At 72.1% G+C, this 24,757-nt stretch carries 26 protein-coding genes and 1 tRNA gene; 19 read left to right on the top strand and 8 right to left on the bottom strand.

Annotated elements, in window-relative coordinates; translation table 11 throughout:
• Nucleotides 1–54 precede the first annotated feature (54 nt).
• Nucleotides 55–1,464 carry a glutamine-hydrolyzing carbamoyl-phosphate synthase small subunit gene (carA, locus tag HEQ75_RS20340; protein WP_168033955.1) on the bottom strand — a complete coding sequence of 470 codons (1,410 nt, stop codon included), beginning with the start codon at nt 1,462–1,464 and terminating at the stop codon, nt 55–57.
• 109 nt (nt 1,465–1,573) lie between these two features.
• Between carA and HEQ75_RS20335 the strand changes: the two genes are divergently transcribed.
• Nucleotides 1,574–2,035 (top strand): GatB/YqeY domain-containing protein, encoded by a 462-nt coding sequence (locus tag HEQ75_RS20335; RefSeq protein ID WP_168033954.1) that lies wholly within the window; start codon nt 1,574–1,576, stop codon nt 2,033–2,035.
• Between the two features lie 25 nt (nt 2,036–2,060).
• On the opposite strand, the gene HEQ75_RS20330 is transcribed toward HEQ75_RS20335, so the two are convergent.
• Both HEQ75_RS20330 and HEQ75_RS20325 read right to left on the bottom strand, forming a co-directional pair.
• Nucleotides 2,061–2,753, bottom strand: a complete 693-nt coding sequence (locus HEQ75_RS20330) for a pentapeptide repeat-containing protein (protein ID WP_168033953.1) — start codon at nt 2,751–2,753, stop codon at nt 2,061–2,063.
• Between the two features lie 8 nt (nt 2,754–2,761).
• The gene (locus tag HEQ75_RS20325; protein WP_168033952.1) at nt 2,762–3,460 is read right to left on the bottom strand and encodes a pentapeptide repeat-containing protein; all 699 of its coding nucleotides are present in this window, start codon (nt 3,458–3,460) and stop codon (nt 2,762–2,764) included.
• A gap of 92 nt (nt 3,461–3,552) precedes the next feature.
• Between HEQ75_RS20325 and dnaG the strand changes: the two genes are divergently transcribed.
• From dnaG to HEQ75_RS20300, 5 genes are all read left to right on the top strand, one after another.
• Nucleotides 3,553–5,439, top strand: coding sequence for a DNA primase (gene dnaG, locus HEQ75_RS20320; RefSeq protein ID WP_168033951.1), 1,887 nt, complete (start codon nt 3,553–3,555; stop codon nt 5,437–5,439).
• Nucleotides 5,440–5,533: 94 nt separating this feature from the next.
• The gene (rpoD, locus tag HEQ75_RS20315) at nt 5,534–7,456 is read left to right on the top strand and encodes an RNA polymerase sigma factor RpoD (protein ID WP_168033950.1); all 1,923 of its coding nucleotides are present in this window, start codon (nt 5,534–5,536) and stop codon (nt 7,454–7,456) included.
• A 3-nt stretch (nt 7,457–7,459) separates the two neighbouring features.
• Complete coding sequence (locus HEQ75_RS20310) at nt 7,460–8,053, top strand: GNAT family N-acetyltransferase (RefSeq protein ID WP_168033949.1); 594 nt, start codon at nt 7,460–7,462, stop codon at nt 8,051–8,053.
• A complete protein-coding gene (locus HEQ75_RS20305) occupies nt 8,043–8,405 on the top strand; it encodes an ArsR/SmtB family transcription factor (protein WP_328734511.1) in 363 nt (120 codons plus the stop codon). The genes HEQ75_RS20310 and HEQ75_RS20305 overlap by 11 nt, the downstream gene beginning before the upstream one ends.
• A 54-nt stretch (nt 8,406–8,459) precedes the next feature.
• On the top strand, nt 8,460–9,167 hold the full coding sequence (locus HEQ75_RS20300) for an SDR family oxidoreductase (RefSeq protein WP_168033947.1): 708 nt from the start codon (nt 8,460–8,462) through the stop codon (nt 9,165–9,167).
• Between the two features lie 145 nt (nt 9,168–9,312).
• On the opposite strand, the gene HEQ75_RS20295 is transcribed toward HEQ75_RS20300, so the two are convergent.
• The 3 genes from HEQ75_RS20295 to HEQ75_RS20285 all read right to left on the bottom strand — a co-directional run bounded on the left by HEQ75_RS20295 (nt 9,313) and on the right by HEQ75_RS20285 (nt 11,593).
• Nucleotides 9,313–9,486 carry a DUF1328 domain-containing protein gene (locus tag HEQ75_RS20295; protein WP_168033946.1) on the bottom strand — a complete coding sequence of 58 codons (174 nt, stop codon included), beginning with the start codon at nt 9,484–9,486 and terminating at the stop codon, nt 9,313–9,315.
• Nucleotides 9,487–9,668: 182 nt separating this feature from the next.
• The gene (locus tag HEQ75_RS28850; protein ID WP_168033945.1) at nt 9,669–11,369 is read right to left on the bottom strand and encodes a methyl-accepting chemotaxis protein; all 1,701 of its coding nucleotides are present in this window, start codon (nt 11,367–11,369) and stop codon (nt 9,669–9,671) included.
• A 149-nt stretch (nt 11,370–11,518) separates the two neighbouring features.
• Nucleotides 11,519–11,593, bottom strand: a tRNA-Gly gene (locus HEQ75_RS20285).
• Nucleotides 11,594–11,893: 300 nt separating this feature from the next.
• Between HEQ75_RS20285 and metZ the strand changes: the two genes are divergently transcribed.
• From metZ to HEQ75_RS20245, 8 genes are all read left to right on the top strand, one after another.
• Nucleotides 11,894–13,276, top strand: a complete 1,383-nt coding sequence (metZ, locus tag HEQ75_RS20280; RefSeq protein WP_168033944.1) for an O-succinylhomoserine sulfhydrylase — start codon at nt 11,894–11,896, stop codon at nt 13,274–13,276.
• Nucleotides 13,277–13,279: 3 nt separating this feature from the next.
• Nucleotides 13,280–13,885 (top strand): LysE family translocator, encoded by a 606-nt coding sequence (locus tag HEQ75_RS20275; RefSeq protein WP_168033943.1) that lies wholly within the window; start codon nt 13,280–13,282, stop codon nt 13,883–13,885.
• 58 nt (nt 13,886–13,943) lie between these two features.
• Nucleotides 13,944–14,351, top strand: a complete 408-nt coding sequence (apaG, locus tag HEQ75_RS20270; protein WP_168033942.1) for a Co2+/Mg2+ efflux protein ApaG — start codon at nt 13,944–13,946, stop codon at nt 14,349–14,351.
• 13 nt (nt 14,352–14,364) lie between these two features.
• The gene (locus HEQ75_RS20265; RefSeq protein WP_168033941.1) at nt 14,365–14,871 is read left to right on the top strand and encodes a prolyl-tRNA synthetase associated domain-containing protein; all 507 of its coding nucleotides are present in this window, start codon (nt 14,365–14,367) and stop codon (nt 14,869–14,871) included.
• A gap of 109 nt (nt 14,872–14,980) precedes the next feature.
• Nucleotides 14,981–15,931, top strand: coding sequence for a thioredoxin family protein (locus tag HEQ75_RS20260; protein WP_168033940.1), 951 nt, complete (start codon nt 14,981–14,983; stop codon nt 15,929–15,931).
• Between the two features lie 79 nt (nt 15,932–16,010).
• On the top strand, nt 16,011–16,670 hold the full coding sequence (locus tag HEQ75_RS20255; RefSeq protein ID WP_168033939.1) for an LON peptidase substrate-binding domain-containing protein: 660 nt from the start codon (nt 16,011–16,013) through the stop codon (nt 16,668–16,670).
• A 58-nt stretch (nt 16,671–16,728) separates the two neighbouring features.
• Nucleotides 16,729–16,920: a Trm112 family protein gene (locus tag HEQ75_RS20250; protein ID WP_168033938.1), complete on the top strand. Its 192-nt coding sequence runs from the start codon at nt 16,729–16,731 to the stop codon at nt 16,918–16,920.
• Nucleotides 16,920–17,285 (top strand): gamma-butyrobetaine hydroxylase-like domain-containing protein, encoded by a 366-nt coding sequence (locus tag HEQ75_RS20245; RefSeq protein ID WP_168033937.1) that lies wholly within the window; start codon nt 16,920–16,922, stop codon nt 17,283–17,285. Before HEQ75_RS20250 ends, HEQ75_RS20245 begins: the two co-directional genes overlap by 1 nt.
• Nucleotides 17,286–17,498: 213 nt before the next feature.
• Here the strand turns inward: HEQ75_RS20245 and HEQ75_RS20240 are convergent, their stop codons facing one another.
• Both HEQ75_RS20240 and HEQ75_RS20235 read right to left on the bottom strand, forming a co-directional pair.
• Nucleotides 17,499–18,485, bottom strand: a complete 987-nt coding sequence (locus HEQ75_RS20240) for a tripartite tricarboxylate transporter substrate binding protein (RefSeq protein WP_168033936.1) — start codon at nt 18,483–18,485, stop codon at nt 17,499–17,501.
• 73 nt (nt 18,486–18,558) lie between these two features.
• Nucleotides 18,559–19,842, bottom strand: a complete 1,284-nt coding sequence (locus tag HEQ75_RS20235; protein ID WP_168033935.1) for a UbiH/UbiF/VisC/COQ6 family ubiquinone biosynthesis hydroxylase — start codon at nt 19,840–19,842, stop codon at nt 18,559–18,561.
• Nucleotides 19,843–20,052: 210 nt separating this feature from the next.
• On the opposite strand from HEQ75_RS20235, the gene HEQ75_RS20230 reads away from it, so the two are divergent.
• The 5 genes from HEQ75_RS20230 to HEQ75_RS20210 form a co-directional block, all read left to right on the top strand.
• A complete protein-coding gene (locus tag HEQ75_RS20230) occupies nt 20,053–20,391 on the top strand; it encodes a P-II family nitrogen regulator (RefSeq protein ID WP_168033934.1) in 339 nt (112 codons plus the stop codon).
• A gap of 49 nt (nt 20,392–20,440) precedes the next feature.
• Nucleotides 20,441–21,778 (top strand): ammonium transporter, encoded by a 1,338-nt coding sequence (locus tag HEQ75_RS20225; protein ID WP_209318675.1) that lies wholly within the window; start codon nt 20,441–20,443, stop codon nt 21,776–21,778.
• A 145-nt stretch (nt 21,779–21,923) separates the two neighbouring features.
• Nucleotides 21,924–22,337, top strand: a complete 414-nt coding sequence (arfB, locus tag HEQ75_RS20220) for an alternative ribosome rescue aminoacyl-tRNA hydrolase ArfB (protein WP_209318674.1) — start codon at nt 21,924–21,926, stop codon at nt 22,335–22,337.
• 64 nt (nt 22,338–22,401) lie between these two features.
• Nucleotides 22,402–24,045, top strand: a complete 1,644-nt coding sequence (locus HEQ75_RS20215; RefSeq protein WP_168033931.1) for a methyl-accepting chemotaxis protein — start codon at nt 22,402–22,404, stop codon at nt 24,043–24,045.
• Between the two features lie 102 nt (nt 24,046–24,147).
• A partial coding sequence (locus tag HEQ75_RS20210; RefSeq protein ID WP_209318673.1) for a DNA translocase FtsK 4TM domain-containing protein occupies nt 24,148–24,757 on the top strand: 610 nt, incomplete at its 3' end.

Genomic DNA, 24,757 nt, shown 5'->3' with positions numbered 1-24,757 from the left:
TTGAAGGAAGTTATCCGTTTATGCGGTCTTGGCCGTATAACTCCGAAAAGATCGTCAATTCGCCTTCGCTGCTTCGATCATCCCAACGAAGCGCCGGAACAGATGGTGGCTGTCGGTCGGCCCCGGGCTCGCTTCCGGGTGGTACTGCACGGAGAAGGCCGGCTTCGTGCTGCTGGCGATGCCCTCGTTGGACCCGTCGAACAGGCTGCGATGCGTCACCGTCACGCCGTCCGGCAGGCTGGCATCGTCCACCGCGAAGCCGTGGTTCTGGCTGGTGATCTCCACCTTGCCCGTGGCGAGCTCCTTCACCGGCTGGTTGGCGCCGCGATGGCCGCGGTCCAGCTTGTAGGTCTTCGCCCCCAGCGCCAGGGCCAGCAGCTGGTGGCCGAGGCAGATGCCAAAGACCGGCAGGCCCGTCTCCAGCACGCCCTGGATCGCCGGAACGGCATAGGCGCCCGTCGCCGCAGGGTCGCCCGGGCCGTTGGAGAGAAACACGCCATCCGGCTTGTGCGAAAGAATATCCTCGGCGGTGGCGGTGGCCGGCACCACGGTCACGGCGCAGCCGGCGGCGGCCAGGCAGCGCAGGATGTTGCGCTTGGCGCCGTAGTCGACGGCGACCACCTTGCATTGCGGCGCCGTCTGCTTGCCGAACCCCTCGCCCCAGGCCCATTCGGCCTCGTCCCAGCTATAGGACTGCCGGGTCGAGACCTCCTTCGCCAGGTCCATCCCCTCCAGCCCCGGCCAGGCCTTGGCCTGGGCCAGCAGGGCCGGGATGTCGAAGCGCCCGTCGGCGGGATGCGCCAGCACGCCGTTCGGCGCGCCGCCGTCGCGGATGCGCACGGTCAGGGCACGGGTGTCGAGGCCGGCGATGCCGGGCACGCCATGCGACTTCAGCCAGTCATCCAGGTGCCGGGTGGCGCGGTAGTTGGAAGGCTCGGTCAGGTCCTGCTTCACGATCAGGCCGCGCGCGGCGGGGGTGATCGCCTCGATATCCTCGGCATTGGCGCCGACATTGCCGATATGCGGGAAGGTGAAGCAGATGGTCTGCCCGGCATAGGAGGGATCGGTCAGCACCTCCTGATACCCGGTCATGGCGGTGTTGAAGCAGATCTCCGCCACGGTGGTGGCCTGCGCGCCGAAGCCGCGGCCCCAGAAGACGCTGCCATCGGCCAGCACCAGGGCGGCGGTCGCGCCGGGGGGCGGGGCATCTGGGGTCTGCGTCACGGGGGCGTTCTCCTGTTGCGGCGCGGCGTGGGGCTTGGGCGTGTCGGGCCGCGGGGCATCCGTGCCCTGCGGCAGGTCGGGCAGATCGAGGCCGGTGGCGGCCAGGATGGCAGGCCAGTGCTTGGCGGGCACGGCGCGCGCCTGGCGCCACTTCCGCACGGCCTCGGTGCCGATGCCCAGGCGCCGCGCCGTAGCCTCCGCGCCACCCATCAGGGCGATGATCTGTTCGACGGTTCGCATGGGACGAACATGTGGGAGAAATCTTCCCATCTCAAGGCCCATCTGCGGGTCGGGAAGATTTTTCCCAGACGCCCCGCCGTGCTACAGCGGAAGGACAAGGAGACACCCCATGGCCGACGACCTTCGCACACGTTTCACCGCCGCGCTCAAGCAGGCGATGCTGGCCAAGGATGCCGCCCGCACCTCAACCCTGCGGATGATCACGGCGAAGCTGAAGGATGTGGATATCGCCGCGCGCCCGTCCGGCGTGGACAAGGTGCCGGAGGATCAGATCATCGCCATGCTGCGCGGCATGGCCAAGTCCCGCGCCGAATCCGCCACCCTGTACCGCGAGGGCGGCCGGGCGGAGCTGGCCGAGAAGGAGGAGGCGGAGATCGCCGTCATCGAATCCTTCCTGCCGCAGCAGATGGATGAGGCCGCGATGCAGGCGGCGGTGGCCGAGGCGGTGGCGGAGACCGGTGCCGCCGGGATGAAGGACATGGGCAAGGTGATGGCGGCGCTGCGCGCGAAGCACGCGGCCAGCCTGGACATGGCCAAGGCCGGCCCGCTGGTGAAGGCGGCGCTGGGCTGACCTTCCAGCGGGGCTGACGGCGGCGTCAGCCCCCCGGGCGCCCCGGCAGGATCAGCCCCGCCGCCCCCACCAGCAGGGCGCCCGCCAGATCGGCCTCCCGCAGGTCGGCCATGGTCAGGGTGGCGTCCGTCAGCTCTGCTTCCCGCAGCCGGGCTTCGCGCAGGTCGGCCTGGGTCAGGTCGCAATCCACCAGCCGGGCCTGCGTCAGGTCGGCCGCCACCGCCCGCACCCGCGCCATGCGGGCATTGCCCAGGTTGGTGGGCCAGGTCTGGCCGCTGCGCAGCGTCATCGGCCCGGCCAGCAGCCGGCTGAGGTCGGCCTCGTTCAGCGTGGCGCGCAGCAGCCTGGCGCCGCGCAGATCGGCCCCGGCCATGCGCGCACCGCGGAGGTCCGCCATGGACAGGTCGGCCATGGCCAGGATGCTGCCGGTCAGGTCCGCATCGCGCAGCACCACGTATTTCAGCACCGCTGCTGCCAGGTTCACGCCCGCCAGGCTGATGCCGGTGAGGTCGCAGGCCGAGAGATCGGCGCGCTGGCCGCTGCGGCCATTGCTGCGGATCCAGTCATGGTGCAGCCGCAGTGCCGTGCCGACGGTGCCTTCCATGCTGTCCAGCCGGCGCGCCATCTCGGCCCCGTCCAGCCGGGTGGTGAACAGGTCCACCTCGTCCAGCAGCGCGCCCAGCAGGTTGGCCTGGGACAGGTTGGCCGAACGCAGCACGGCGCGGGTCAGGATGCGCCTTCCAGCCGCGCCCCGGTCAGGTTGGCCTCCGACAGGTCGGCGCCTTCCAGGTTGCAGCCGGACAGGTCGGCGCAGCTGAGGTCGGCGCGGACGAAGACGGCGTTGCGCAGGTTCGAGTCGCGCAGGTCGGTCTGCACGATGAAGGCGTTGGACAGCTTGGCGCGCGTCAGGTTGGCGTTGACCGCGCTGGCCTCCGACAGCTCGCCATGGCCGCCGGCCGGGGCGGTGGGCACCAGCTCCCCGTCCTTGCTGCGCACCAGGTGGCCGTCGCGCAGGTCGGCGCCGGTCAGGTTGGCGCGCGCCATCTGCGCCCCGCGCAGCGAGGCGCCGCGCAGGTCCACCCCCTGCATCTGCGCCCGGATCAGTTCCGCCTTGCGCAGATTGGCGCCGAACAGGCAGGTGTCACGCAGGTCGGCCTCCGCCAGGATGGTGCCTTCCAGCCGCGCACCGGTCAGGTCCGCGCCCGCCAGTACGGCACCCCGCAGGTCGAGATGCGACAGATCGGCGAATTTGAAGGCGGCGCGCCGGCCGCCTTTTTCGCCGCGCAGGTGGCGCTGGTGCGCGGCCAGTGCTTCCGCCAGTTCCGCCGCGGCCACGGGGCGGAATTCGATCGGCAGCTCGTCGGCCCGGGCGCGCGCCGGCGCCGGACCGGGCGGTGGGGGGGCGGGAGGGGGTGCAGGAATCACGATGGGCCTGCATGCCCCGGCGGCGGTGAAGACTTCGCTACCCCCGCGCACGCCGTCGCGCCGCGCGCGATCGGTGCTAAGAGCCCCTGGCGATGGCCCTCCCTCCGAATTTCCTCGATGAGCTGCGGCACCGGACGCCGCTGGCACCCCTGGTGCAGCGCAAGACGCGGCTGGCGAAATCCGGCCGCAACTGGAAGGGCTGCTGCCCCTTCCATGGCGAGAAGACGCCGTCCTTCTATGTGTATGACGACCACTACCACTGCTTTGGCTGCGGCGCGCATGGCGATGCCATCAGCTTCGTCATGCAGGCCGAGGGGCTGCCCTTCCCCGAGGCGGTGGAGCGCCTGGCCGGGGAGGCCGGGCTGCAGGTGCCGAAGGCCACTCCCGAAGCCGCGGCGCGGGAACGCCGGGCGCGCGACCTGCACGACGTGCTGGAGGCCGCCCAGGGTGCCTTCGCCCGCCGGCTGCACCTGGCGGAAGGGGCGGAGGCGCTGGCCTATCTGCGGCGACGCGGGCTGACGGAGGATACGATCGCCCGCTTCGGCCTGGGCTGGTCCGGCGGCGGCCGCGGCGTGCTGGCGGCGGCGCTGAAGGCGGAGGGCATCACGCCGCAGCAACTCGCCGAGGCCGGGCTGGTGCGGGAGCGGGAGGATGGCTCCGGCTTCAACGACCTCTATTTCAACCGCGTGATCTTTCCCATCCGCGATCGCCGCGGCCGGGTGATCTCCTTCGGCGGGCGCATCCTGGGGGATGGCCAGCCGAAATACGTGAACGGGCCGGAGACCGCGCTGTTTTCCAAGCGGCGCAGCCTGTACGGCCTGGATCTGGCGCGGGAAGGCGCCTTCCGCGGCGCGCCGGTGGTGGTGGTGGAAGGCTACATGGACGTCATCGCCCTGCACCAGGCAGGGTTCGGCGCCGCCGTCGCACCGCTCGGCACCGCGCTGACGGCCGAGCAGATGGAGGAACTGTGGCGCCTGACGCCGGAGCCGATCCTGTGCTTCGACGGCGATGCCGCCGGCGGCCGCGCGGCGGCCCGGGCGGCCGAGGCGGCGCTGCCGCTGCTGAGCACGGAGCGCAGCCTGAAGCTGGCAACCCTGCCGCCGGGCGAGGACCCGGACACGCTGGTGACGCGCCGCGGGCCCGCCGCCTTCACCGCCGTGCTGGAGGGCGCGCGCAGCCTGTCGGCGGCGCTGTACGGCCTGCTCGCGGAAGGCCGGCCGGTGGCCACGCCGGAACAGCGCGCGGCGCTGCGCCACCGGCTGGCGGAGGTGGCGGCCACCATCCCGGACAAGACCCTGGCCGCGGAATACCGCAGCGCCCTGCTGGACCGCTTCTTCGCCACCACGCGCCCGCCGCGCGGCGGGGCCGGGGGGTTCGGCGCACGGGCCGGCGGCGCGGGCGGCCCCGGTCGGCGCCCGGTGGCGGCCCCGCACCCGCGCCCGGCGATCAGCCAGGCGCGCACCCGCGGCTTCCAGGCGCGCGCCCTGCTGGCCATCACGCTGCACCACCCCTGGTTGCTGCCGGAGGTGGAGGAAAGCCTGGCGAGCCTCGATCTGGGCGAACCGGCCCTGGCCCGCTTGCGCGATGCGGTGCTGGCCTGGCTGGCAGAGGGCCACGAACTTGACTCGCGCCGCCTGATGGACCAACTCGCCGGCACAGGCATGGCAGACCTGTCGACGGGCTTGCTGCGGGACCCCGGCCTGCCGGTGGCCGCGGGAAAAGCCGCGCAGCCGCGCGATGCGCTGGAGGCGTGGTGGCATTTCTTCGGCCTGCTGCGTGGCGAGGCGGAGCTTGAGGAGGACCAGGCCGGAGCCCAGCGGGCATGGGAGGAAGCGGCCGATCCGGTCGCCCAGGCCCGGGCCCAGCAAAGGCTCATCCGGTTGAAGCTGACCCTGGCCGCGCTGCGCCGGGGCGAGTGGGCGGAGACTGGCGGCGAGGACGGCATGGCCGCAATCACCGACGGCCACGGCCACGGATGATGCGCGGTGGCGCATCATGGGGCGAATTCGCGCAGGCCCGGTCCGGGGGGCATCCCCACCGGGCCGGGGCGCCGTTGACGGAGCGGAAAAAAGCATGGCGAGCAAGGCCGCGAATGGCGCCGATACGGCAGAAGGACGCGACGAGGCGGTGGAAGGCGTGCTGCTGGATACCCTGACCGCCGCCGTCAAGAAGCTGATCGCCCGCGGCAAGGAACGCGGCTACGTCACCTATGACGAGCTCAACGCCGCCCTGCCCTCCGAACAGGTGTCCTCCGAACTGATCGAGGACACGATGGCGACGCTGAACGAGCTCGGCATCAACGTGGTCGAGAGCGAGGAGTCGGAGGACGGGGAGGCCGGCGCCGACAAGCCGGCGGCCAAGGCCGACGAGGACGAGAAGGACGAGGAGGAAAGCGGCGGCAACGTCGACGAGGCCAATCTCGGCCGCACCGACGACCCGGTGCGCATGTATCTGCGCGAGATGGGCAGCGTGGAGCTGCTCTCCCGCGAGGGCGAGATCGCCATCGCCAAGCGCATCGAGGCCGGGCGCGACATGATGATCGGCGGGCTCTGCGAGAGCCCGCTGACCTTCAAGGCGATCGTCGCCTGGCATGACGCGGTCAAGGAAGGCCGCATGCTGCTCCGCGACGTCATCGACCTGGAGGCGACCGCCGGCGCCAATACGCCCGAAGGCACGCCGCCGCCGGAGGAGGAGTATGAGGAGGGCGACGAGGCCGCCGAAGGCGTCGGCCTTTCGCTCTCGGCGCTCGAGGAAAAGCTGAAGCCGGAGGCGCTGGCCGCCTTCGAGGCGATCGAGGGCCTGTTCGGCAAGCTGCAGAAGCTCTCCAACAAGCGGATGGACGCCTATACCTCGGGCGGCGAAACCTCGCTGCGGTCCGAGAAGACCTATGAGAAGCAGCGCCAGGAGCTGGTGGCGCTGGTGGAGAAGGTGCAACTCCACAACAACCGGATCGAGGAGCTGGTCGACCAGCTCAAGGGCCTGAACCGCCGCCAGACCACGCTGGAAGGCCAGGTGCTGCGGCTGGCCGAGGCGCAGAAGGTCAAGCGCGAGGAGTTCCTGGAACACTGGCGCGGCAGCGAGCTGGACCCGGGCTGGTTCGAGCGCATCAGCAAGCTGCAGAGCCGCGGCTGGAAGACCTTCGTCCAGCGCTCGCGCGAGGAGGCGGAGGCGATCCGCGGCGAGATCGCCAAGGTGGCGGCCGAGACCGGCCTGCCGGTGCCGGATTTCCGCCGCGTCTACCAGACCGTCTCGCGCGGCGAGCGCGACATGACCCAGGCGAAGAAGGAGATGATCGAGGCCAATCTGCGCCTCGTGATCTCCATCGCCAAGAAATACACCAATCGCGGCCTGCAGTTCCTGGACCTGATCCAGGAGGGCAACATCGGCCTGATGAAGGCGGTGGACAAGTTCGAATACCGCCGTGGCTACAAGTTCAGCACCTATGCCACCTGGTGGATCCGGCAGGCCATTACCCGCAGCATCGCCGACCAGGCGCGGACCATCCGCATCCCGGTCCACATGATCGAGACGATCAACAAGCTGGTGCGGACCAGCCGGCAGATGCTGCACGAGATCGGCCGCGAGCCGACGCCGGAGGAGCTGGCGGAAAAGCTCGGCATGCCGCTGGAAAAGGTGCGGAAGGTGCTGAAGATCGCGAAGGAGCCGATCTCCCTCGAAACGCCGATCGGCGACGAGGAAGACAGCCATCTCGGCGACTTCATCGAGGACAAGAACGCCATCATCCCGCTGGATGCCGCCATCCAGTCCAATCTGCGGGAAGCCACCACGCGGGTGCTGTCCAGCCTGACGCCGCGCGAGGAACGGGTGCTGCGGATGCGCTTCGGCATCGGCATGAACACCGACCACACGCTGGAGGAGGTGGGCCAGCAGTTCAACGTGACGCGGGAGCGCATCCGTCAGATCGAGGCGAAGGCGCTGCGCAAGCTCAAACACCCCAGCCGCAGCCGCAAGCTGCGCAGCTTCCTGGACAACTGAGCCATGGCCACGGCGACGCGCCCGACCGGCATCCGCGAACCGGTGCAGCGCATCGAGGTGGATGTCACCTTCCTGCGCATGGATGCGGCGCCGGAAGGCGCGAAGCCGGACTTCCCCAAGGGGGTCGGGGTGGTGCGCGTGCCGGGCTGTTCTGTGCCCTTCTACCGCTACCTGTACGACACGGTGGGCCGCGACTACCTGTGGTGGCTGCGCCGCACGGTGCCGGACGCCGAGATCGCGGCGCTGCTGGCGCGGCCGGAGATCTGCATCCATGTGCTGTATCAGGGCGGCGAACCGGCAGGCTTCTACGAGTTGGAGCGGCGCGGGGCCGAGTATGGGACGAACCTCGCCTATTTCGGCCTGATGCCGCATGCCATCGGCCGCGGCGTGGGCCGGGCGCTGCTGCGCCACGCGGTGGAGACCGCATGGGCGGAAAAGCCACGCCTGCTGACCGTGAACACCTGCACCGCCGACCATCCCCGGGCCCTGCCGAACTACGTGGCGGCGGGGTTCCGGGTGCTGCGCACGGTGCGGGAATTGTGGCCGGTGCCGCTGCGGCTTGGCCTGCCGATCCCGGACCGGCTCCGTGTCGGCTGACCCTGCCCTGATGCCCGCCGCGCTGGCGGATGACGCGCTGGCGGCGGCCGAGGCGCTGGAGGCGAAAGCCGAGGAGGCGGCGCGCCTGCTGTCGGCGCTGGCCAATGCCAAGCGCCTGATGGCGATGTGCCACCTGCTCGAAGGCGAGAAATCCGTGAACCAGCTGGCCGGGCTGGTCGGCCTGGCGCCCACCGCGCTGTCGCAGCATCTGGGCCGGATGCGCGACCTGCGCCTGGTGGAGACGCGGCGCGAGGGGCAGACCATCTTCTACCGCCTGGCGAGCGCGGAGGTGCAGGCCATCCTCGCCACCCTCTACACGCTGTACTGCGCGCCGAAGCCCACGCCGGCCTGATGCATCCCGCGCCCCTGCCGGCCGTTGCCAGGGGGGCAGCGGACGGGGGCGAGGATGACACAGGACGGACGGGTGGTGCTGGTGACAGGGGCGGCGCGCGGCATCGGCCGGGCGGTGGCCACGCGGCTGGCCGGCGAGGGCTGGCGGGTGGTGGCGGTGGACCGGCAGGCGCCGGCGGCGGGTCTGCCGGGCCGCTTCGTGCAGACCGATGTGGCGGCGGAGGCGGAGGTTGCCGCGCTGCTGGCGGGCGTGCGGGCGCGCGAAGGGCGGCTGGATGCCCTGGTCTCCAATGCCGGGATCATGTTGCGCAAGCCGTTGGCGGACCTGAGCCTGGCGGCGTGGTCCCAGGTGCTCGCCACCAACCTGACCGCGACCTTCCTGCTGGTGCGCGCGGCAGAGGCGCTGCTGCGCGAAGCCCGCGGTGCGGTGGTGACCATCGCCTCCACCCGCGCCCGGCAGTCGGAGGCGGATACCGAGAGCTATGCGGCCTCCAAGGGCGGGCTGGTGGCGCTGAGCCATGCGCTGGCCGTCAGCCTGGGGCCGGCGGTACGGGTGAACGCGGTGAGCCCCGGCTGGATCGACACGGGGGAGGAAACGCTGCGCGCGGAAGACCATGCGCAGCATCCCGCCGGCCGGGTCGGCCGGCCCGCGGATGTGGCTGCCCTGGTGGCCTGGCTGGTCGGCCCGGAGAGCGGCTTCGTCACCGGCGCCGAATTCACCACCGATGGCGGCATGACGCGGAAGATGATCTACGCCGGGTAGGCGGGCAGGGGGGGGGGGCGGCGCCGCCCCCCCCCCGCCGCGCTGGAGCCGTTTCACCGCAAGCGAAGATGGTAAGACGGCTCCAGCTTATTGTTTCAACGCATGTTCCGAGTCGCCTTGCGAAGCCGCAAGGCTTGAAAACGCGCTAAGTGACCTTCTTGTAGATGGTCAGGCCCAGCACGAAGAAGATGATCGCGATGATCACGGCCAGCCAGAACAGGATCTTGGCGATTTCGAAGAAGGCGCCGGCGAGTCCGCCGAAGCCGAGCACGCCGAGCACGAGGGCTACGACGGCGAATATGATGGCCCATTTGATCATCGGCGGCTCCTCGGGTGAGTACAGAGCCGAGAGAACACGCGGTGGCGGCGCGGGTTCGATGGCGATTCGACGAAAGCACCACGCGGCGCCCGGCCGCGGTCCGCAGCCGACCCGCGCCGATCGACGCCCTTAGGCTCGCCGGCCGCGGGCAGCGCGCCGCTCCGGCCGGTTGGGCGCGGCCATCAGGCCGCCTGCGCCGCGCCCGTCAACCGACCGACCAGCCCCATCACGGCGCCCTGCAACGCCTCGCCCTGCCGTGCCACTTGGCCGGCGGTGGCGGTAAGCCCCTCCAGCGCCTCCCGCGTCCCGCGGGCGCTTTCGCCGACGCCGGCGACGCTGTGCGAGACGGTGTCCGTGGCCTGCGCCGCGGCGGCGGCCCCGCGGGCGATCTCCCGCGTCGCGGCGCCCTGCTGCGCCACCGCCGCGGCGATCGCGCCGGCGATGCCGCTGCTGCGCTCCACGGTCGTGCCGATGCCGCGGATCGCCTGCACCGCCTGGTCCGTCGCCGCCTGCATGTCGGCGATCAGCCGCGCGATATCCTCCGTCGCCCTGGCGGTCTGCGCGGCCAGTGCCTTCACCTCGCTCGCCACCACGGCGAAGCCCTTGCCGGCCTCCCCGGCGCGCGCCGCCTCGATGGTGGCGTTCAGCGCCAGCAGATTGGTCTGGCCGGCAATGTCGCCGATCAGCCGCACCACCTCGCCGATCCGCCCGGCGCCATCGGCCAGGCGACGCACCGTGTCGTCCGTGGCGCGGGTCTCGGCCACCGCGGCCTGCGCCGCCTCGGCGGCGGCGGCGACCTGGCGGGTGATCTCCGAAACGCTGGTCGACATCTGCTCCGCCGCGGCCGCGACGGTCCCGACATTGCTGGAGGAATCCTGCGCCCCGGCCGCCGCCGCCGCCGCCTGGGCCGCCGCTGCCGCCGCGCTGCCGGCCAGCAGCCTTGCGGTGGTGTCGAGGGCTTCGCTGGAGCGGCCCAGCGCCGCCGCCACCTCGCCCAGCGCCTGCTCCACCTCCCGCGCCAGCGCCAGGCGCGCGGCCTCGCGCTCGGCCGCCGCGGCCGCACGGTTGGCCGCGGCCGCGGCCTCTGCCTCCCGCCCCGCCAGCAGGCTGGCGCGCAGCGCCTCCAGCGCCCGGGCGATGGGGCCGAGGCCATCGCCGCGGCGGGTGCCGGGCACCGCCATCGTCGCATCGCCCAGCGCCAGAAGGTCGGCGGAATGGGCGATGCGGCCGAGCGGCCGCGTCACCCCGAAGCGCAGCAGGGCCGCGCCGAGGAGGGAGGCCAGCAGCGCGCCGATGCCGATGCTGTTGAGCAGCGAGGCCTGGATCCCCTCGATCCGGCCATCCAGGGCGCTGGTCACCGCCGCAATGTCGCCGGCAGCGCGTTCCAGCGCCTCCGCCGTCAGTTGCAGGGCGCCCTTGGCCGTCGGCTCCAGCGCCACGGCGGCTTCGGCCAGGCGCAGGGCGTCGCCGCGGTCGGCGGCGGGCAGCATGGCCTCGATCTGCCGGCGCAGATCGGCCAGGGCCCGCCGCAGCTCGGTGACGAGGTCCGCCAGGTCGGGCATGGCGGCCAGGCCCTCGGCGGCGCCGGCGGCCTGTTCCAGCCGGCGGTCGGCTTCGAACAGCATGGGTGTCACCTGCTCGCCGCGGCCGGCGGCGGCGGCGACGGCGCGTTGCAATTCCGTCTGTGCTTCCAGCAGCCCGCGCTGCACGGCGGCGGCGGCGAGCGAGGCGGGCAGCCGCCGCTCCGCCAGATCGCCGGCGACGTGACCGATGGCCGCCATCTCGCCCCGCACGCTGAGCGCGGCGGCCATGGCGACGAAGGCCACGAGCAGGATGGCGGCGAGGCCTTTGACGAGGATGGGCAACCGGTCGAGCAGGGGCATCGCGGATCTCCTGATCCGCGGCTTACCCCGCAATGCCTGCAAACTCTTAACCGGTCCGGATGACTTCACGCAGGTGTCGCATCTCGCCGGGGCCTGGATTCATGGTCCGTGACGGGCAACGCGCGCGGCAGGAAGGGCGGCGCGGCGGATGGAGCGGGCGGGGGGAATCGAACCCCCGACATTCAGCTTGGGAAGCTGACGTTCTACCTCTGAACTACGCCCGCGCAGCCTTCTCTATACCCGGGCGCCCCCACACGCCGCAAGCCGTGCACCGCCCTGGCCACGCCGTTCTTGACCGGCGTGGGGCCGGCCCCTAAGCCAGGGGAGGCACGTCCGTGCCCCTCGCGATTTGTCCGGCCTGATTGCGGCGAGGTCCCGGTGTCTCCGGGCGGTGGGCGTCACAGCCCCTCCGAAAACAAGCGCGCTAAAGGGTCGCGGGGTGCGCCATGCGTGGCCCCGACGCCCCTCTGGGGGGCCGGGCGCCGTGTCGTCGCAGCCGCGTGCTGCAACATGAGGTGTCCCTGATGGCCAGAACCCTGCCCGACCGTCCGCTCCGCCCCGCCACCCTTCTGGTCCGCGGCGGGCAGATGCGCTCGAACCATGACGAGACGTCGGAGGCGCTCTATCTCACCTCCGGCTTCGTCTATGAAAGCGCCGGCCAGGCGGAGGACACCTTCCTCGGCACCACGCAGCACTACCAGTATTCCCGCTTTGGCAACCCCACCGTCACCATGCTGGAAGACCGCCTGGCGGCGCTGGAGGGGGCGGAGGCCTGCCGGCTGACCGCAACGGGCATGGCCGCGGTGCATGCCGCCATGCTGTCGCACCTCAAGGCCGGGGATCGCGTCGTCGCCTCCCGCGCCCTGTTCGGCTCCTGCCACTGGATCGTCTCCACCCTGCTGCCGCGCTACGGCATCACCTCGGTCTTCGTGGATGGTGGCGACCTGGCGCAGTGGAAGGCCGCGCTGGCACAGCCCACCGCGCTGGTGCTGCTGGAGACGCCGTCGAACCCCATGCTGGACGTGCTGGACCTGGCCGCGGTCTGCGACCTGGCGCATGCGGCCGGGGCGCTGGTGGTGGCGGACAACGTCTTCGCCACGCCGCTGCTGCAGAAGCCGATGGAATTCGGCGCCGACGTCGTCGTCTATTCCTGCACCAAGCACATGGACGGCCAGGGCCGGGTGCTGGGCGGGGCCGTGCTGGGGCGGAAGAAGTGGGTGGACGAGGTGCTGCAGCCCTTCATCCGCAACACCGGCCCCTCGATCAGCCCGTTCAATGCCTGGGTCATCCTGAAGGGGTTGGAGACGCTGCACCTGCGCCTGCCCGCCATGTGCCGCGCCGCCGCCGCCATCGCCGATTTCCTGGCCGAGCGGGTGGAGATCGACCGCGTGCTGTACCCCTTCCGCGTCGACCATCCGCAGCAGGCACTCGCCAAGGCGCAGATGGCCGCCGGCGGCAGCCTGGTGACCTTCGACGTGAAGGGCGGGAAGGAGGCGGCGTTCCGTTTCCTCGATGCGCTGCAGTTGATCGACGTCTCCAACAATCTTGGCGACGCCAAGTCGCTGGTGACCCACCCGGCCACCACCACGCATATGCGCGTGGGCGCGGAGGAGCGTGCGCGGCTCGGCATCACCGACGGCACCATCCGCCTGTCCGTCGGGCTGGAGGATGTGGCGGACCTGATCGCCGACCTGTCGGAGGCGCTGGATGCCATCGCCCCGGCGCAGCCCCCGGTGAAGCGCGCCAAGGTGGTGATCGAGGAGCCGGCCGCCGCCGAGCCCGAAGCGCCGGCGATCGCGCCGAAGCCGCGCAAGGCGGCCCGGGCGAAGGCGGCCGCGCAGCCCGCCGATGCGACGCTGTTCGAACTGGCGGTGGACCTGCCGGAAGCGCCGCGTCGCAAGGACTGAGCCATGGACCTGCACCTGTGGCTCGCCTTCTGCGCCGCCGCCATCGCCATGCTGCTGATCCCGGGGCCGACCATCCTGATGGTCGTCGGGCAGAGCCTGGGCGGCGGCACGCGGCAGGCGCTGCCGCTGGTGGCGGGGGTGGCGCTGGGCGACCTCACGGCGATGACGCTGTCGCTGGCCGGGCTTGGTGCCATCCTGGCGACCTCCGCGACGCTGTTCGCGGCGCTGAAATACGCCGGCGCCGCCTATCTGGTCTGGCTCGGCATCCGGATGTGGCGGGCGCCGTCGCAGCCCGATGCGGCGCCGCCGCTGAGCGCCGGCCGGGCGCTGCGCGAGGCCTGGCTGGTCACCGCGCTGAACCCGAAGGGCATCGTGTTCTTCGTGGCCTTCGTGCCGCAATTCCTGGACCCGGCGCGGCCCTTCCTGCCGCAGGCGGCGATCCTGGTGGCCAGCTTCGTCACCCTGGCAAGCCTGAATGCCACCGCCTATGCGTTGCTGGCGGCGCGGCTTTCCACCGCCCTGCGCCGGCCCGGCCTGCGCCGGGCGCTGAACCGTGGTGGCGGGGCGGTGCTGGTGGGCGCCGGGCTCGCCGTCGCGCTGCGGCGCTGAGCCACCCTGGACAGCATCGGCCGAGGGACGCAGAGTCCCGCCATGGGAACAACCTGCCATGGCTGAGGATTACAGCGCGACCACCCGCGGCATCCGGGTGACCGCGCGCAGCTTCTACCTGGAGGACCAGTCGGAGCCGGAGCGCGGGCACTTCGTCTGGGCCTACCGCATCGCCATCCAGAACCAGGGGGAGGAGACGGTGCAGTTGCTCAAGCGCAGCTGGCGAATCACCGATTCGCGTGGTCGCAGCCAGACCGTGCAGGGCGAGGGTGTGGTGGGCGAACAGCCGGTCCTCGCGCCGGGGGAGCGCTTCGAATACACCTCCGGCACCCCGCTCACCACGCCATCCGGCTTCATGGCCGGCGCCTACCACATGGTGGTCACCGGCACCGGCGAGGCCTTCGACGTCGCCGTGCCGGCCTTCAGCCTGGACAGCCCGCACCAGCCCACCAGCCGCGTGCACTGAGGAGCGGCACCGGATGGAGACGCCGCAGGGCCTGCTGGCGCGCCTGGCCGCGCTGGGGATCGAGGCGCCCACCGTCACCCACCCGCCGGTCTTCACCGTGGCCGAGAGCAAGGCGCTGCGGCCATCCCTGCCCGGCGGCCATGTGAAGAACCTGTTCCTGCGCCCGGAAAAGGCCGCCGGCCCCTTCCTGCTGGCGGTGCTGGAGGAGGACCGGCAGGTGAAGGTCAACGCCCTGGTCCGCGCCCTGGGCGCGCCGCGCGCCGTCTTCGCGGAGGCCGAGGCGCTGCGCGCGCAGCTGGGCGTGGAGCCTGGCTCCGTCACCCCGCTCGGCCTGGTGAACGCCGCCCCCGGCGCGGTGCGGCCGGTGCTGGACCGGCGGCTGGTGGAGGGGTTCGCCTGGATCCATGTCCACCCGCTGACCAACACCATGACCACGGCCATCCGCCCGGCGGATCTGCTGCGCTTCCTGCGCCATCTGGGGCATGCGCCGGAAGTGGTGGACCCGCCGGAGGCCGGCTGATCCCCAAGCGGCGCTGCCCTGGTATAAGCCGCGGCCGTAAACCCCCACGCCCGCTTGCTTCGCGCCGCGCGTGGCGCATCTATGCAGCCAAGCGAGAGGAATGCCCGACATGGACCTGATCTTCGACCCGACGCGCCAGGCAGCCCCCGGTGGCCTGCCGGCCGGCACGCCGGACCCGGTGAAGGATGGCGACCAGCGCACCTTCATGGCCGATGTGGTGGAAGCCAGCCGCGAGACGCCCGTGCTGGTGGATTTCTGGGCCACCTGGTGCGGCCCCTGCAAGACGCTGACGCCGACGCTGGAGAAGGTGGTGCGTGCCGCCGGCGGCCGCGTGAAGCTGGTGAAGATCGACATCGACAAGAACCGCCAGCTGGTCCAGCAGCTGGCGCAGATGGGCCTGCCGCTGCAATCCGTGCCCACCGTGGTCGGCTTCGTGCAGGGCCAGATCGCCGACCTGTTCCAGGGCGCCCTGCCGGAAGGGGAGGTGAAGAGGTTCATCGAGGCCCTGCTGAAGATGGGCGGCGGCCAGATGCCCGCGGCCGATCTGCTGGCCGAGGCCAAGGCGCTGGTCGAGGCCGGCGACCAGCCCGGTGCGGCGGAGCTGTTCGGCCAGCTGGTGGAAGCCGAGCCGGAGAATGCCGAGGCGCTGGCCGGCCTGGCCCGCTGCCTGATGGCGCTGGGCGAGGAGGAGCAGGCGCAGGAGGTGCTGGACCAGGTGCCGGAGAAGATCGCCGGCCATGCCGAGATCGCCTCCGTCCGGTCCCAGCTGCAACTCGCCCGCGAGGGGCGCGAGGCGCGGGAGAAGCTGGGCGAGTTCGAGCGGCGCCTGGAAGCCGACCCGGACGACCACGCCGCCCGAATCGAGCTGGCGGTGGCCCTGAACGCCATGGACAAGCGGGCGGAAGCGGTGGACGCGCTGATGGTCGCCATCAAGCGCGATCGCGCCTGGAACGACGAGGCGGCGCGCAAGCAGCTGCTGAAGTTCTTCGAGGCATGGGGATTCGCCGACCCCGCGACCCTTGCGGGACGGCGGAAGCTCTCCACCCTTCTGTTCAGATGATCTGACCCGGCGGGGGCACGAACCGCGCGGGGGAGACGGGCCGCCGCGCGCCCTTGCGCAGGTGGCTGAAACGGAGCCGATGCCCGCCTTTCACCCAGAGTTCGACGCCCTGCCGTCGGAGATTCCCATCTTCCCCCTGTCCGGCGCGCTGCTGCTGCCGGGCGGGCGGCTGCCGCTGAACATCTTCGAACCGCGCTACCTGGCGATGGTCGAGGATGCGCTGTCGGAAGGCCGGACGCTCGGCATGGTGCAGCCCGACCCCGGGCTGCCGCGCACCGAGCTCGGCAGCCAGACCTACCGGATCGGCTGCCTCGGCCGGATTTCCTCCTTCGCGGAGACGGAGGATGGGCGGCTGCTCATCACGCTGAACGGCGTCATCCGCTACCGCATCCTGGAGGAGGCGGGGCTGCGCCGCGGCTACCGGCGGGCGCGGGTGGATTTTGCCGGGTTCCGCCCCGATTTGGTGCTGGACGGCCCGAAGCCGCAGATCGACCGCGCGGCGCTGCTGGCGGCGCTGCGGCCCTATTTCACCGCGCATGGGATCGAGGCGAACTGGGAAGCGGTGGAGAATACCGGCGATGCCATGCTGGTGACCACGCTGTGCATGCTGTGCCCCTTCGAGGTGCGGGAGAAGCAGGCGCTGCTGGAAGCGCCCACGCCCCAGGCGCGGGCGGAGATGCTGGTGGCGCTGATGCAGATGGGCAGCCATGGCATGGCGCCGGAAGGCCGGCCAAGCTAGAAGCTGGCCGCATCCCCGGCCCTGGTCCCGGCCGGGAGCCGCGAACAGGAGAGCGAGAATGACGGCGTCCGAGCCGAGCGCGGTGGACCCGCGCCTGCTGGAAATCCTGGTCTGCCCGGTCACCAAGGGCCCGCTGCGCTATGATCGGGAGGCCGGCGAGCTGGTCAGCGAAAAGGCCGGCCTAGCCTATCCGGTGCGCGACGGCATTCCGATCATGTTGCCGGACGAGGCCCGCAAGCTGCCGGCCTGATGCCGAAGCTGACCGAAATCCGCCTGAACCGGGCGGAGCAGGTGCTGCACCTGGCCTGGGACGATGGCGTGCGCTTCGCCCTGCCGGCGGAGTATCTGCGGGTTGAAAGCCCCTCGGCGGAGGTGCAGGGCCATGGGCCGGGGCAGCGGGTGACGGTGCCTGGCCGCCGCCATGTCGGCATCATGAAGATCGAGCCGGTGGGCCACTACGCCGTGCGCCTGGTGTTCGACGACCTGCACGACACCGGCATCTACAGCTGGGATTTCTTCCGCCTGCTGGGCGAGCAGTATGACGAACGCTGGGCGGCCTATGAGGCGGCGCTGGCCGCCAAGGGGCTGAGCCGGGACCCGCCGAAGCGGCGGTAGCGCCGAGGCCCGGATCGAGCATTCTCAAGCCTTGCGGCTTCGCAAGGCGACCCGGAAATTGCGTCGAAACAATAAGCTGGAGCCGTTTCCCGTCTTCGCTCGCGGTGAGACGGCTCCAGCCCGCGCTGCCGCCTGCCGTTCGGCGCCTCGCCCCGACGCGGCGCGTGACCGGCCGCCGGCGCGCTGCAGGCGGCCCGCCCGTCCCAGCCGGCTTCAGTCGAGCTGGGCGCCGGAACGCCGGACGGCTTCGCCCCAGCGGGTGTTCTCGGCCTCGAGGAAGCGCACGAAGGTCGGCGCGTCGCTGCCGATCGGCGCAACGCCCAGGGTCTGCAGCCGCGCCTGCAACTCGGGCGCCTGCATCGCCTTGTGCATCTCGGCCGCCAGCTGCGTCACGATGGCGGGATCGACGCCGGCCGGGAAGAGGGCGCCCTGCCACACCTTCACATCGAAGCCGGGCAGCCCGGCCTCCGCCACCGTCGGCACATCCGGCAGGGCCGGCGCACGGCGATCGCCACTGACGGCCAGCGCCCGCAACCGGCCCGCGGCGATGCCGGGCGCGGAGGACAGGACATTGTCGAAGGCCACCGCGATCCGCCCGCCCATCAGGTCCGTCAGCACGGCGGGGCTGCCACGATACGGCACATGCACCATGTCGATCCCGGCGGCCGCCCTGATCAGTTCCATCGCGAGGTGCCCGGCGGTGCCATTGCCGGCGGAGCCGTAGGACAGCGCCCCGGGGCGCGACCGCGCCATGGCCAGCAGGTCGCCGAGGTTGCGCAGCGGCAGGGCGGGATCCGCCACCAGCACGTAGGGGGCCGAGGTCAGCAGCGAGATCGGCGTGAACCCCTTGAGCGGATCGAAGGGCAGCCGCCGGAACAGATGCGCGTTGATGATGTGGCTCGGCCCGGTGACGAGCAGCGTGTAGCCATCCGCAGGGGCCTGGGCGACCACTTCCGTGCCGATATTGGCCGCGCCGCCCGGCCGGTTGTCGACGACGAACTGCCGGCCCGTCTGCTCGGACAGCCGCTGCGACAGGGCGCGCGCCACGAGGTCCGCGCCGCCGCCGGCCGCGAAGGGCACCACCACGCGCACGGCGCGCGCCGGATAGGCGTCCTGCGCCGCCACAGGCGGCGCCAGGGCCAGCGGCAGGACCGCCAGAAGCCCCGCCACGCGCCTTACCCAAGCCTTCGGTCCCGACATGCCGTCCTCCGCTTCCTTGCGCCCGCAGCCCAGCATTTTCCGGGCCAGTCCGGCGGCTTCGGGATGCCGGGGCTCAGCCCGGCGGTGCCATCAGCCCCTGGCCGCCCAGCAGCCCGCCGAGCCCCGGGCCCATGCCCATGGCGCGTTCCGCGAAGGCGCGCTTCAGCCGCGGCATCCGGTCCACCGCGGCGATGCCGAGCCGGCGGGCCAGGCGGATGGGGCCGAAATCATTCCCAAAAAGCTTCTCCAGCGCATGGGTGGCGCCCAGCATCAGCGCCGCGTCGGGCCGGGCGCGGTTCTCATAGCGGCGCAGCACGGCCTGGCTGCCGGGGTCCTCGCCCGACGCCACGGCCTCGATCACCGCTTCGGCCAGCGCGGCGACGTCCCGGAAGCCGAGGTTCAGCCCCTGGCCGGCGATGGGGTGGATGCCATGCGCCGCATCCCCCACCAGGGCCAGCCGCGTATCCGTCTGCCGCTGCGCCCACAGCGCGGTCAGCGGGTAGGACCAGCGCCGGCCGATCGGCCTGATCTTCCCGAGATGGTCGCCCAGGCGCCGGGCCAGCTCGCGGCCAAAGGCATCGTCATCCATGGCCAGGAAGCGCGCCGCCAGGTCCCGCCGGTCGGACCAGACGAAGGCGGAGGCGTGCGGCAGGTCGGCACTGCCGAAGCCGCCCGGGCCAGCCAGGGGCAGTTGCGCGAAGGGGCCATTGGGCAAGAACATCTCCAGCGCCGTGCCGTTGTGCGGCCGGGCATGGGCGAAGGCGCCCACCATGCCGGTCTGGCCGTAATCATGGCGGGAGACGGCGATGCCGGCCTGGCGGCGCAGCCCGCTCTCCCGCCCTTCCGCCGCCACCACCAACCGGGCGCGGATCACGGTGCCGGCCTCCGCGCCGCTGGTCAGGCGCAGCGTGGCGCCTTCCGGCGTCCGGACCACGCTGGCCTCGGCCGGGGCGAAGACGCGCAGATTGGGCAGGTGCGGCAGCCGGGCGTTCAGCGCCACGCGCAGGGCGCGGGCCTCCACCATCCAGCCGAAGGGATTCTCGCCGATCTCGGCGCTGTCGAAATCCAGCGTGAGGGGGGAGGGCGGGTGGCCCGGGCGGCCATCGGCGACGCGGATGCGGCGGATTGCCTGCGGCAGGTCGGGCAGCCGGTCCCAGATGCCGGCGGCCGCCAGCAGGCGCTGGCTGGTCAGCGCGATGGCATAGGCGCGGCCATCGAAATCCGGCAGTTCCATCGGCGGCAGGGGCGCGCGGTCCAGTACCACGGTGGGGATGCCGGCGGCGCCCAGCGTGGCGGCGAGGGTGGCGCCGACGGGGCCGGCGCCGACGATGCAGGCGGTGGTTTCGATCTCGGTCATGGGCGGAGAGTCGGGGTGAAACGCCACTTCGGCAAGAGCGAGGCAATTGCCCAGAAAACAGGCAGCATTTTTGCGGCGCACCGTCGGAATGGTCTACGATCCGCATCGAATCCCCCGTCCGCTCCTGCGTCGGCCGGCGTTGGGCGCGGCTGGCACGATCCTTGGATTGCCGTGCAGCGATATCGCCTTGGGAAGGGGAACTGCGGCGCGATGAAGCTGGTCATGGCCATCATCAAGCCCTTCAAGCTGGACGAGGTGCGCGATGCGCTCACCCCGCTCGGCGTGCAGGGGCTTACGGTTACGGAGGTGAAGGGTTTCGGTCGGCAGAAGGGCCAGACCGAGATCTACCGCGGGGCCGAATACCACGTGAGCTTCCTGCCGAAGCTCAAGATCGAAGTCGCCGTTGCCGCCGACATGGTGGATGCGGTGGTCGAGGCGATCGCAGGTGCCGCGCGCACCGGCAAGATCGGCGATGGCAAGATCTTCGTCCTGGATGTCGAGCGCGCGCTGCGCATCCGCACCGGCGAAGCCGACGACCAGGCGCTGTAGGCCCATGGCACGCAGCATGAACACAACAGCTGAGACGAGGAACGGGGGAATGACGAAGCTTGCGCGCGCCGCTGCCATGGCGCTGCCGGCGCTGCTCGTGGCCGGCGCGGCCTTCGCGCAGGACGCCGCGACGCCTGCGATCGATACGGGCGACACCGCCTGGATGCTCACCAGCTCCGCCATCGTGCTGATGATGACGGTGCCGGGCCTGGCGCTGTTCTATGCGGGCATGGTCCGCAAGAAGAACGTGCTGGCCACCATGATGCAGTCCTTCGCGATCTGCGGCCTGGTCGGCGTGCTGTGGATGGTGCTGGGCTACAGCCTGGCCTTCGGCGAGGGCAACGCCTATATCGGCGACGTCTCGAAGCTGTTCCTCTCCGGCATGGGCACGGGCTGGGACGCGCCCTTCACCCTGGGCTCGGGCGATGCCGCGGTGGCAACGACCATCCCGGAAAGCGTCTTCGTGATGTTCCAGATGACCTTCGCGATCATCACCGCCGCGCTGATCACCGGCGCGGTGGCGGACCGCATGAAGTTCTCCGCGCTGATGGTCTTCGTCACGCTGTGGACGCTGCTGGTCTACTCCCCGGTCGCGCACTGGGTCTGGCACCCGAATGGCTGGATCTTCGCGCTGGGCGCGCTGGACTTCGCCGGAGGCACGGTGGTGCACATCAATGCCGGCGTGGCCGGGCTGGTGGCGGCGGTGGTGCTGGGCAAGCGCGTCGGCTACGGCACGGACAACATGTCCCCCTACAACCTCGCCTTCGCCGTGATCGGCGCGGCCATGCTGTGGGTGGGCTGGTTCGGCTTCAATGCGGGTTCCGCAGTGGGCGCCGGCGCGCGCGCCGGCATGGCGATGCTGGTGACGCAGGTGGCCGCGGCCGGCGCGGTGCTGGCCTGGCTGGTCGCGGAATGGGCGGTGAAGGGCAAGCCCTCCGTGCTCGGCGCGATTTCCGGCGCCGTCGCGGGGCTGGTTGCCATCACCCCGGCGGCGGGCTTCGTGCTGCCGGGCTCCGCGCTGATCATCGGCGTGGTGGCGGGCCTGGCCGGCTTCTGGGGTGCGACCGCCCTGAAGCACTGGTGCGGCTATGACGACAGCCTGGACGCCTTCGGCGTGCACGGCATCTGCGGCATCGCCGGCGCGCTGCTGACCGGCGTCTTCGCCTATGGCCCGCTCTCCGGCACGCCGGCCTCGCCGGATGGCATCAGCGGGTCCTTCGACCAGTTCATGCTGCAGGTCTATGCGGTGGCCGCGGTGTTCGTCTTCACCGGGGTGGCCACCTTCATCCTGCTCAAGATCGTGGATGCCATCGTCGGCCTCCGCGTCACCGAGGAGGAGGAGCGCGAGGGCCTGGACGTGGTGCTGCACGGCGAACGCCTGGGCTGAACCACCGGCCCCGCAGGGCAGAAGGGGAGGGCGCCGGGGCAACCCGGCGCCCTTTCCGTTTGCGCCGCTCTGCGGCGTTTCCGTTTGCGCCGCCCTGCGGCGTTTCCATTTGCGCCGCCCTGCGGCAACGGGCATGAGGCGCCGCATGGCCCGCATCCCCACCATCCCCGACGGCGCGCTGGAGGAACGCTTCGTGCGTTCCTCCGGCCCCGGCGGGCAGAACGTCAACAAGGTGGAGACGGCGGTGGAACTGCGGCTCGACCTCAACCGGCTGGAGATGGGCGAGTACATGGCGCGGCGGCTGGCCACGCTGGCCGGGCGGCGGATCACGCAGGATGGCGTGCTGGTGATCCAGGCGCAGCGCTTCCGCACCCAGGACCGCAACCGCACCGATGCGCGGGAAAGGCTGGACGCGCTGCTGGCCGAGGCCGCCACCCCGCCGCCGCCGACGCGCCGCGCCACCAAGCCCAGCTATGGCGCCCAGCTGAGGCGGCTGGAGGGCAAGAAGCTGCGCGGCGGGGTGAAGAAGCTGCGCGGGGAGAAGCCGCCGGCCGACTGAGCGGTTTACTGACGCGCAACCGCGACGCGCCAGGATGCCGCACCCCGTGCGGAACCTTCCCCCCATGCCCGATCCTCGGCCCGGTCCCCTGCGCAACCTGCCGGTCGCTGCCAAGATCCTGCTGCCCGCCCTGCTGACCGCCTTCGTCGCCCTGGCCGCGGCGGTGGCTGGCGGCTGGCACCTCGCCGGGCTGCAGCGCGGCTACGACGCCCTGCTGTTCCGCGATGCCAAGGCGGCCATCTTCTCCGCCCGCATGGCCACCGCCAGCGCCGATCTCGGCCGGCTGATCCAGGCCACGGCGGAGGAGGTGGCGCTGCCCGGGCTGCGCGCGCTGGGCCCCGCCATGCAGGAACACACGGCGCAGGTCACCGATGCGCTGCGCGGCACGCCGGGCGAGGCCGAGGCCGGGCGGATCGGGCTGGAATTCGCCCGCCTGCTCGGCTTGGCGCTGGACCCCGCTGCCCGGGCGTCGCTGGGTGCCCCGGCGGCGGCGCTGCGCGATGCCGCCAACCGCCTGACCGATGCGGCGGTGGAACGCGGCGTCGCCCGCGCCGCCGCGCTGACCGAGCAGAGCCATGCCTCGGTCCGCGTGCTGGGGATCACGGTGGCGATCGGCCTGCCGCTGACCATCGCGCTGGCCGTCTGGGTGGCGCTGGGCGGGGTGGTGCGGCCCCTGGCGGCGCTGCGCGGCGCCATGGGGCGCATCGCCGCCGCCGATCTGGTGGCGCCGATCCCCGACACCGGCCGGCAGGATGAGATCGGCGCCATGTCCCGCGCCCTGGAATCGCTCGCCCTGTCCCTGCGGCAGGCGGAGGCGGCGCGGGCGGCGCAGGATGCGGCGGAGCAGGAAGTGGCCGCGGCGAAGCGGGAGGGCGCGCTGGCCCTGGCCGATGGGCTGGAACGCGGCATCGGCGGGGTGGCGGGCAATCTCGCCGCGGCGGCGGAGCGGATGCGCGGCGCCGCCGGCGCGCTGGTCGGCGTGGCGCAGGCAACCACCCGGCGTGCCGGCGCGGTGCGCGACGCCGCCGGCGCCGCGCGGGGGGAGGTGGCGGGCGTGGCCGAGGCGACCGAGGCGCTGGCGGCCTCCATCGCCGGGATCAGCGCGCAGGTTGATACCGGCCGGCGCATCGCGGCGGAGGCGGTGACCCAGGCGGCGGACAGCAATGCCCGGATCGGCGGGCTGACCGAGGCGGCGCAGCATATCGGCCAGGTGGTGCGCCTGATCACGGAAATCGCCAGCCAGACCAACCTGCTGGCGCTGAACGCGACGATCGAGGCGGCCCGCGCCGGGGAGGCCGGGAAGGGCTTCGCCGTGGTGGCAGGGGAGGTGAAGGCGCTGGCAGCACAGACCGCCAAGGCGACGCAGGAGATCGGCGCGCAGATCCAGTCCGTGCAGGACGCCACCGCCGCCGCGGCGGCGCAGATCGACGCCATCGGCGGCACGGTCGGCCGCATGGGCGCGATCACCGCCGAGGTGGCGGCGGCGATGCAGGCGCAGGGCCAGGCGACCGGTGAGATCGCCCGCAGCGTGCAGCGCCTGGCCGGCGGCGCGGCGGGCATTGCCGATGCGGCCGAGGATCTGGCCCGCGCCGCCTCCGAGACCAGCCAGGCGGCGCAGCAGGTGGACCACACCGCGGCGGCGCTGGACGGCGATGCGGACCGGCTGGGCGGCGAGGTCGGCGCCTACCTGGCGCAGTTGCGCGCCTAGCGGCTTCCCGGGTTCTGCTTCAATCCGAGCCACTTCCGGTGTAGGCTTGCCAGCAGGACTCAGGAACTTCGCACCATGCCGCCCACCGCCAGCCCTCCGGCCGTGAGCGACCGGCTTGCTGCCGCCGGGCGCCGCTTCGCCTCCCCCGCCGTCAAGGCCGCGCTGCGGCGCCGGCTGGCGGAGCTTCTGGCGCTGCTGCTGGTGCTGGCCGGGCTGGTCCTGGGGGTGGCGCTGGCCACCTACGACCCGGGCGATCCCTCCTTCTCCACCGCGACGGCGCAGCTGACCACCAACCTGGCGGGGCCGATCGGCGCGCATGGCGCCGACCTGCTGCTGCAGGGCTTCGGCCATGCCGCCTGGCTGATCGTCGCCTGCCTGATGACCTGGGCCTGGCGGCTTGCCACCCAGAAGGGCCTTGCGCCCTTTCCGCTGCGCCTGGCCTGCCTGCTGGCGACGCTGCCGCTGCTGGCCGGCACGCTGATGCTGCTGCCGCTGCCGGCCGGTGCGCCCGCCGCCGCCGGGCCGGGCGGGGCCGCCGGGCCGGCGGTGGCGGAGGCGACGACGCATCTGCTGCGCGACTGGTTCGGCCCGGTCGGCGCCGGGGTCGCGCATCTGGTGTTGGCGGCGCTGACGGCGTTGCTGGGCTTCGTGGCGCTCGGCCTCAGCCTCGGCGAATGGCGCCGCGCCGGGGCGGTGGCGGGCAGTGCCGCCG

Source organism: Falsiroseomonas selenitidurans, assembly GCF_012103215.1.
GTDB lineage: Bacteria > Pseudomonadota > Alphaproteobacteria > Acetobacterales > Acetobacteraceae > Falsiroseomonas > Falsiroseomonas selenitidurans.
The sequence above is the reverse complement of the archived record's forward strand: the minus strand, read 5'-3'. Positions and strand labels throughout refer to the sequence as shown.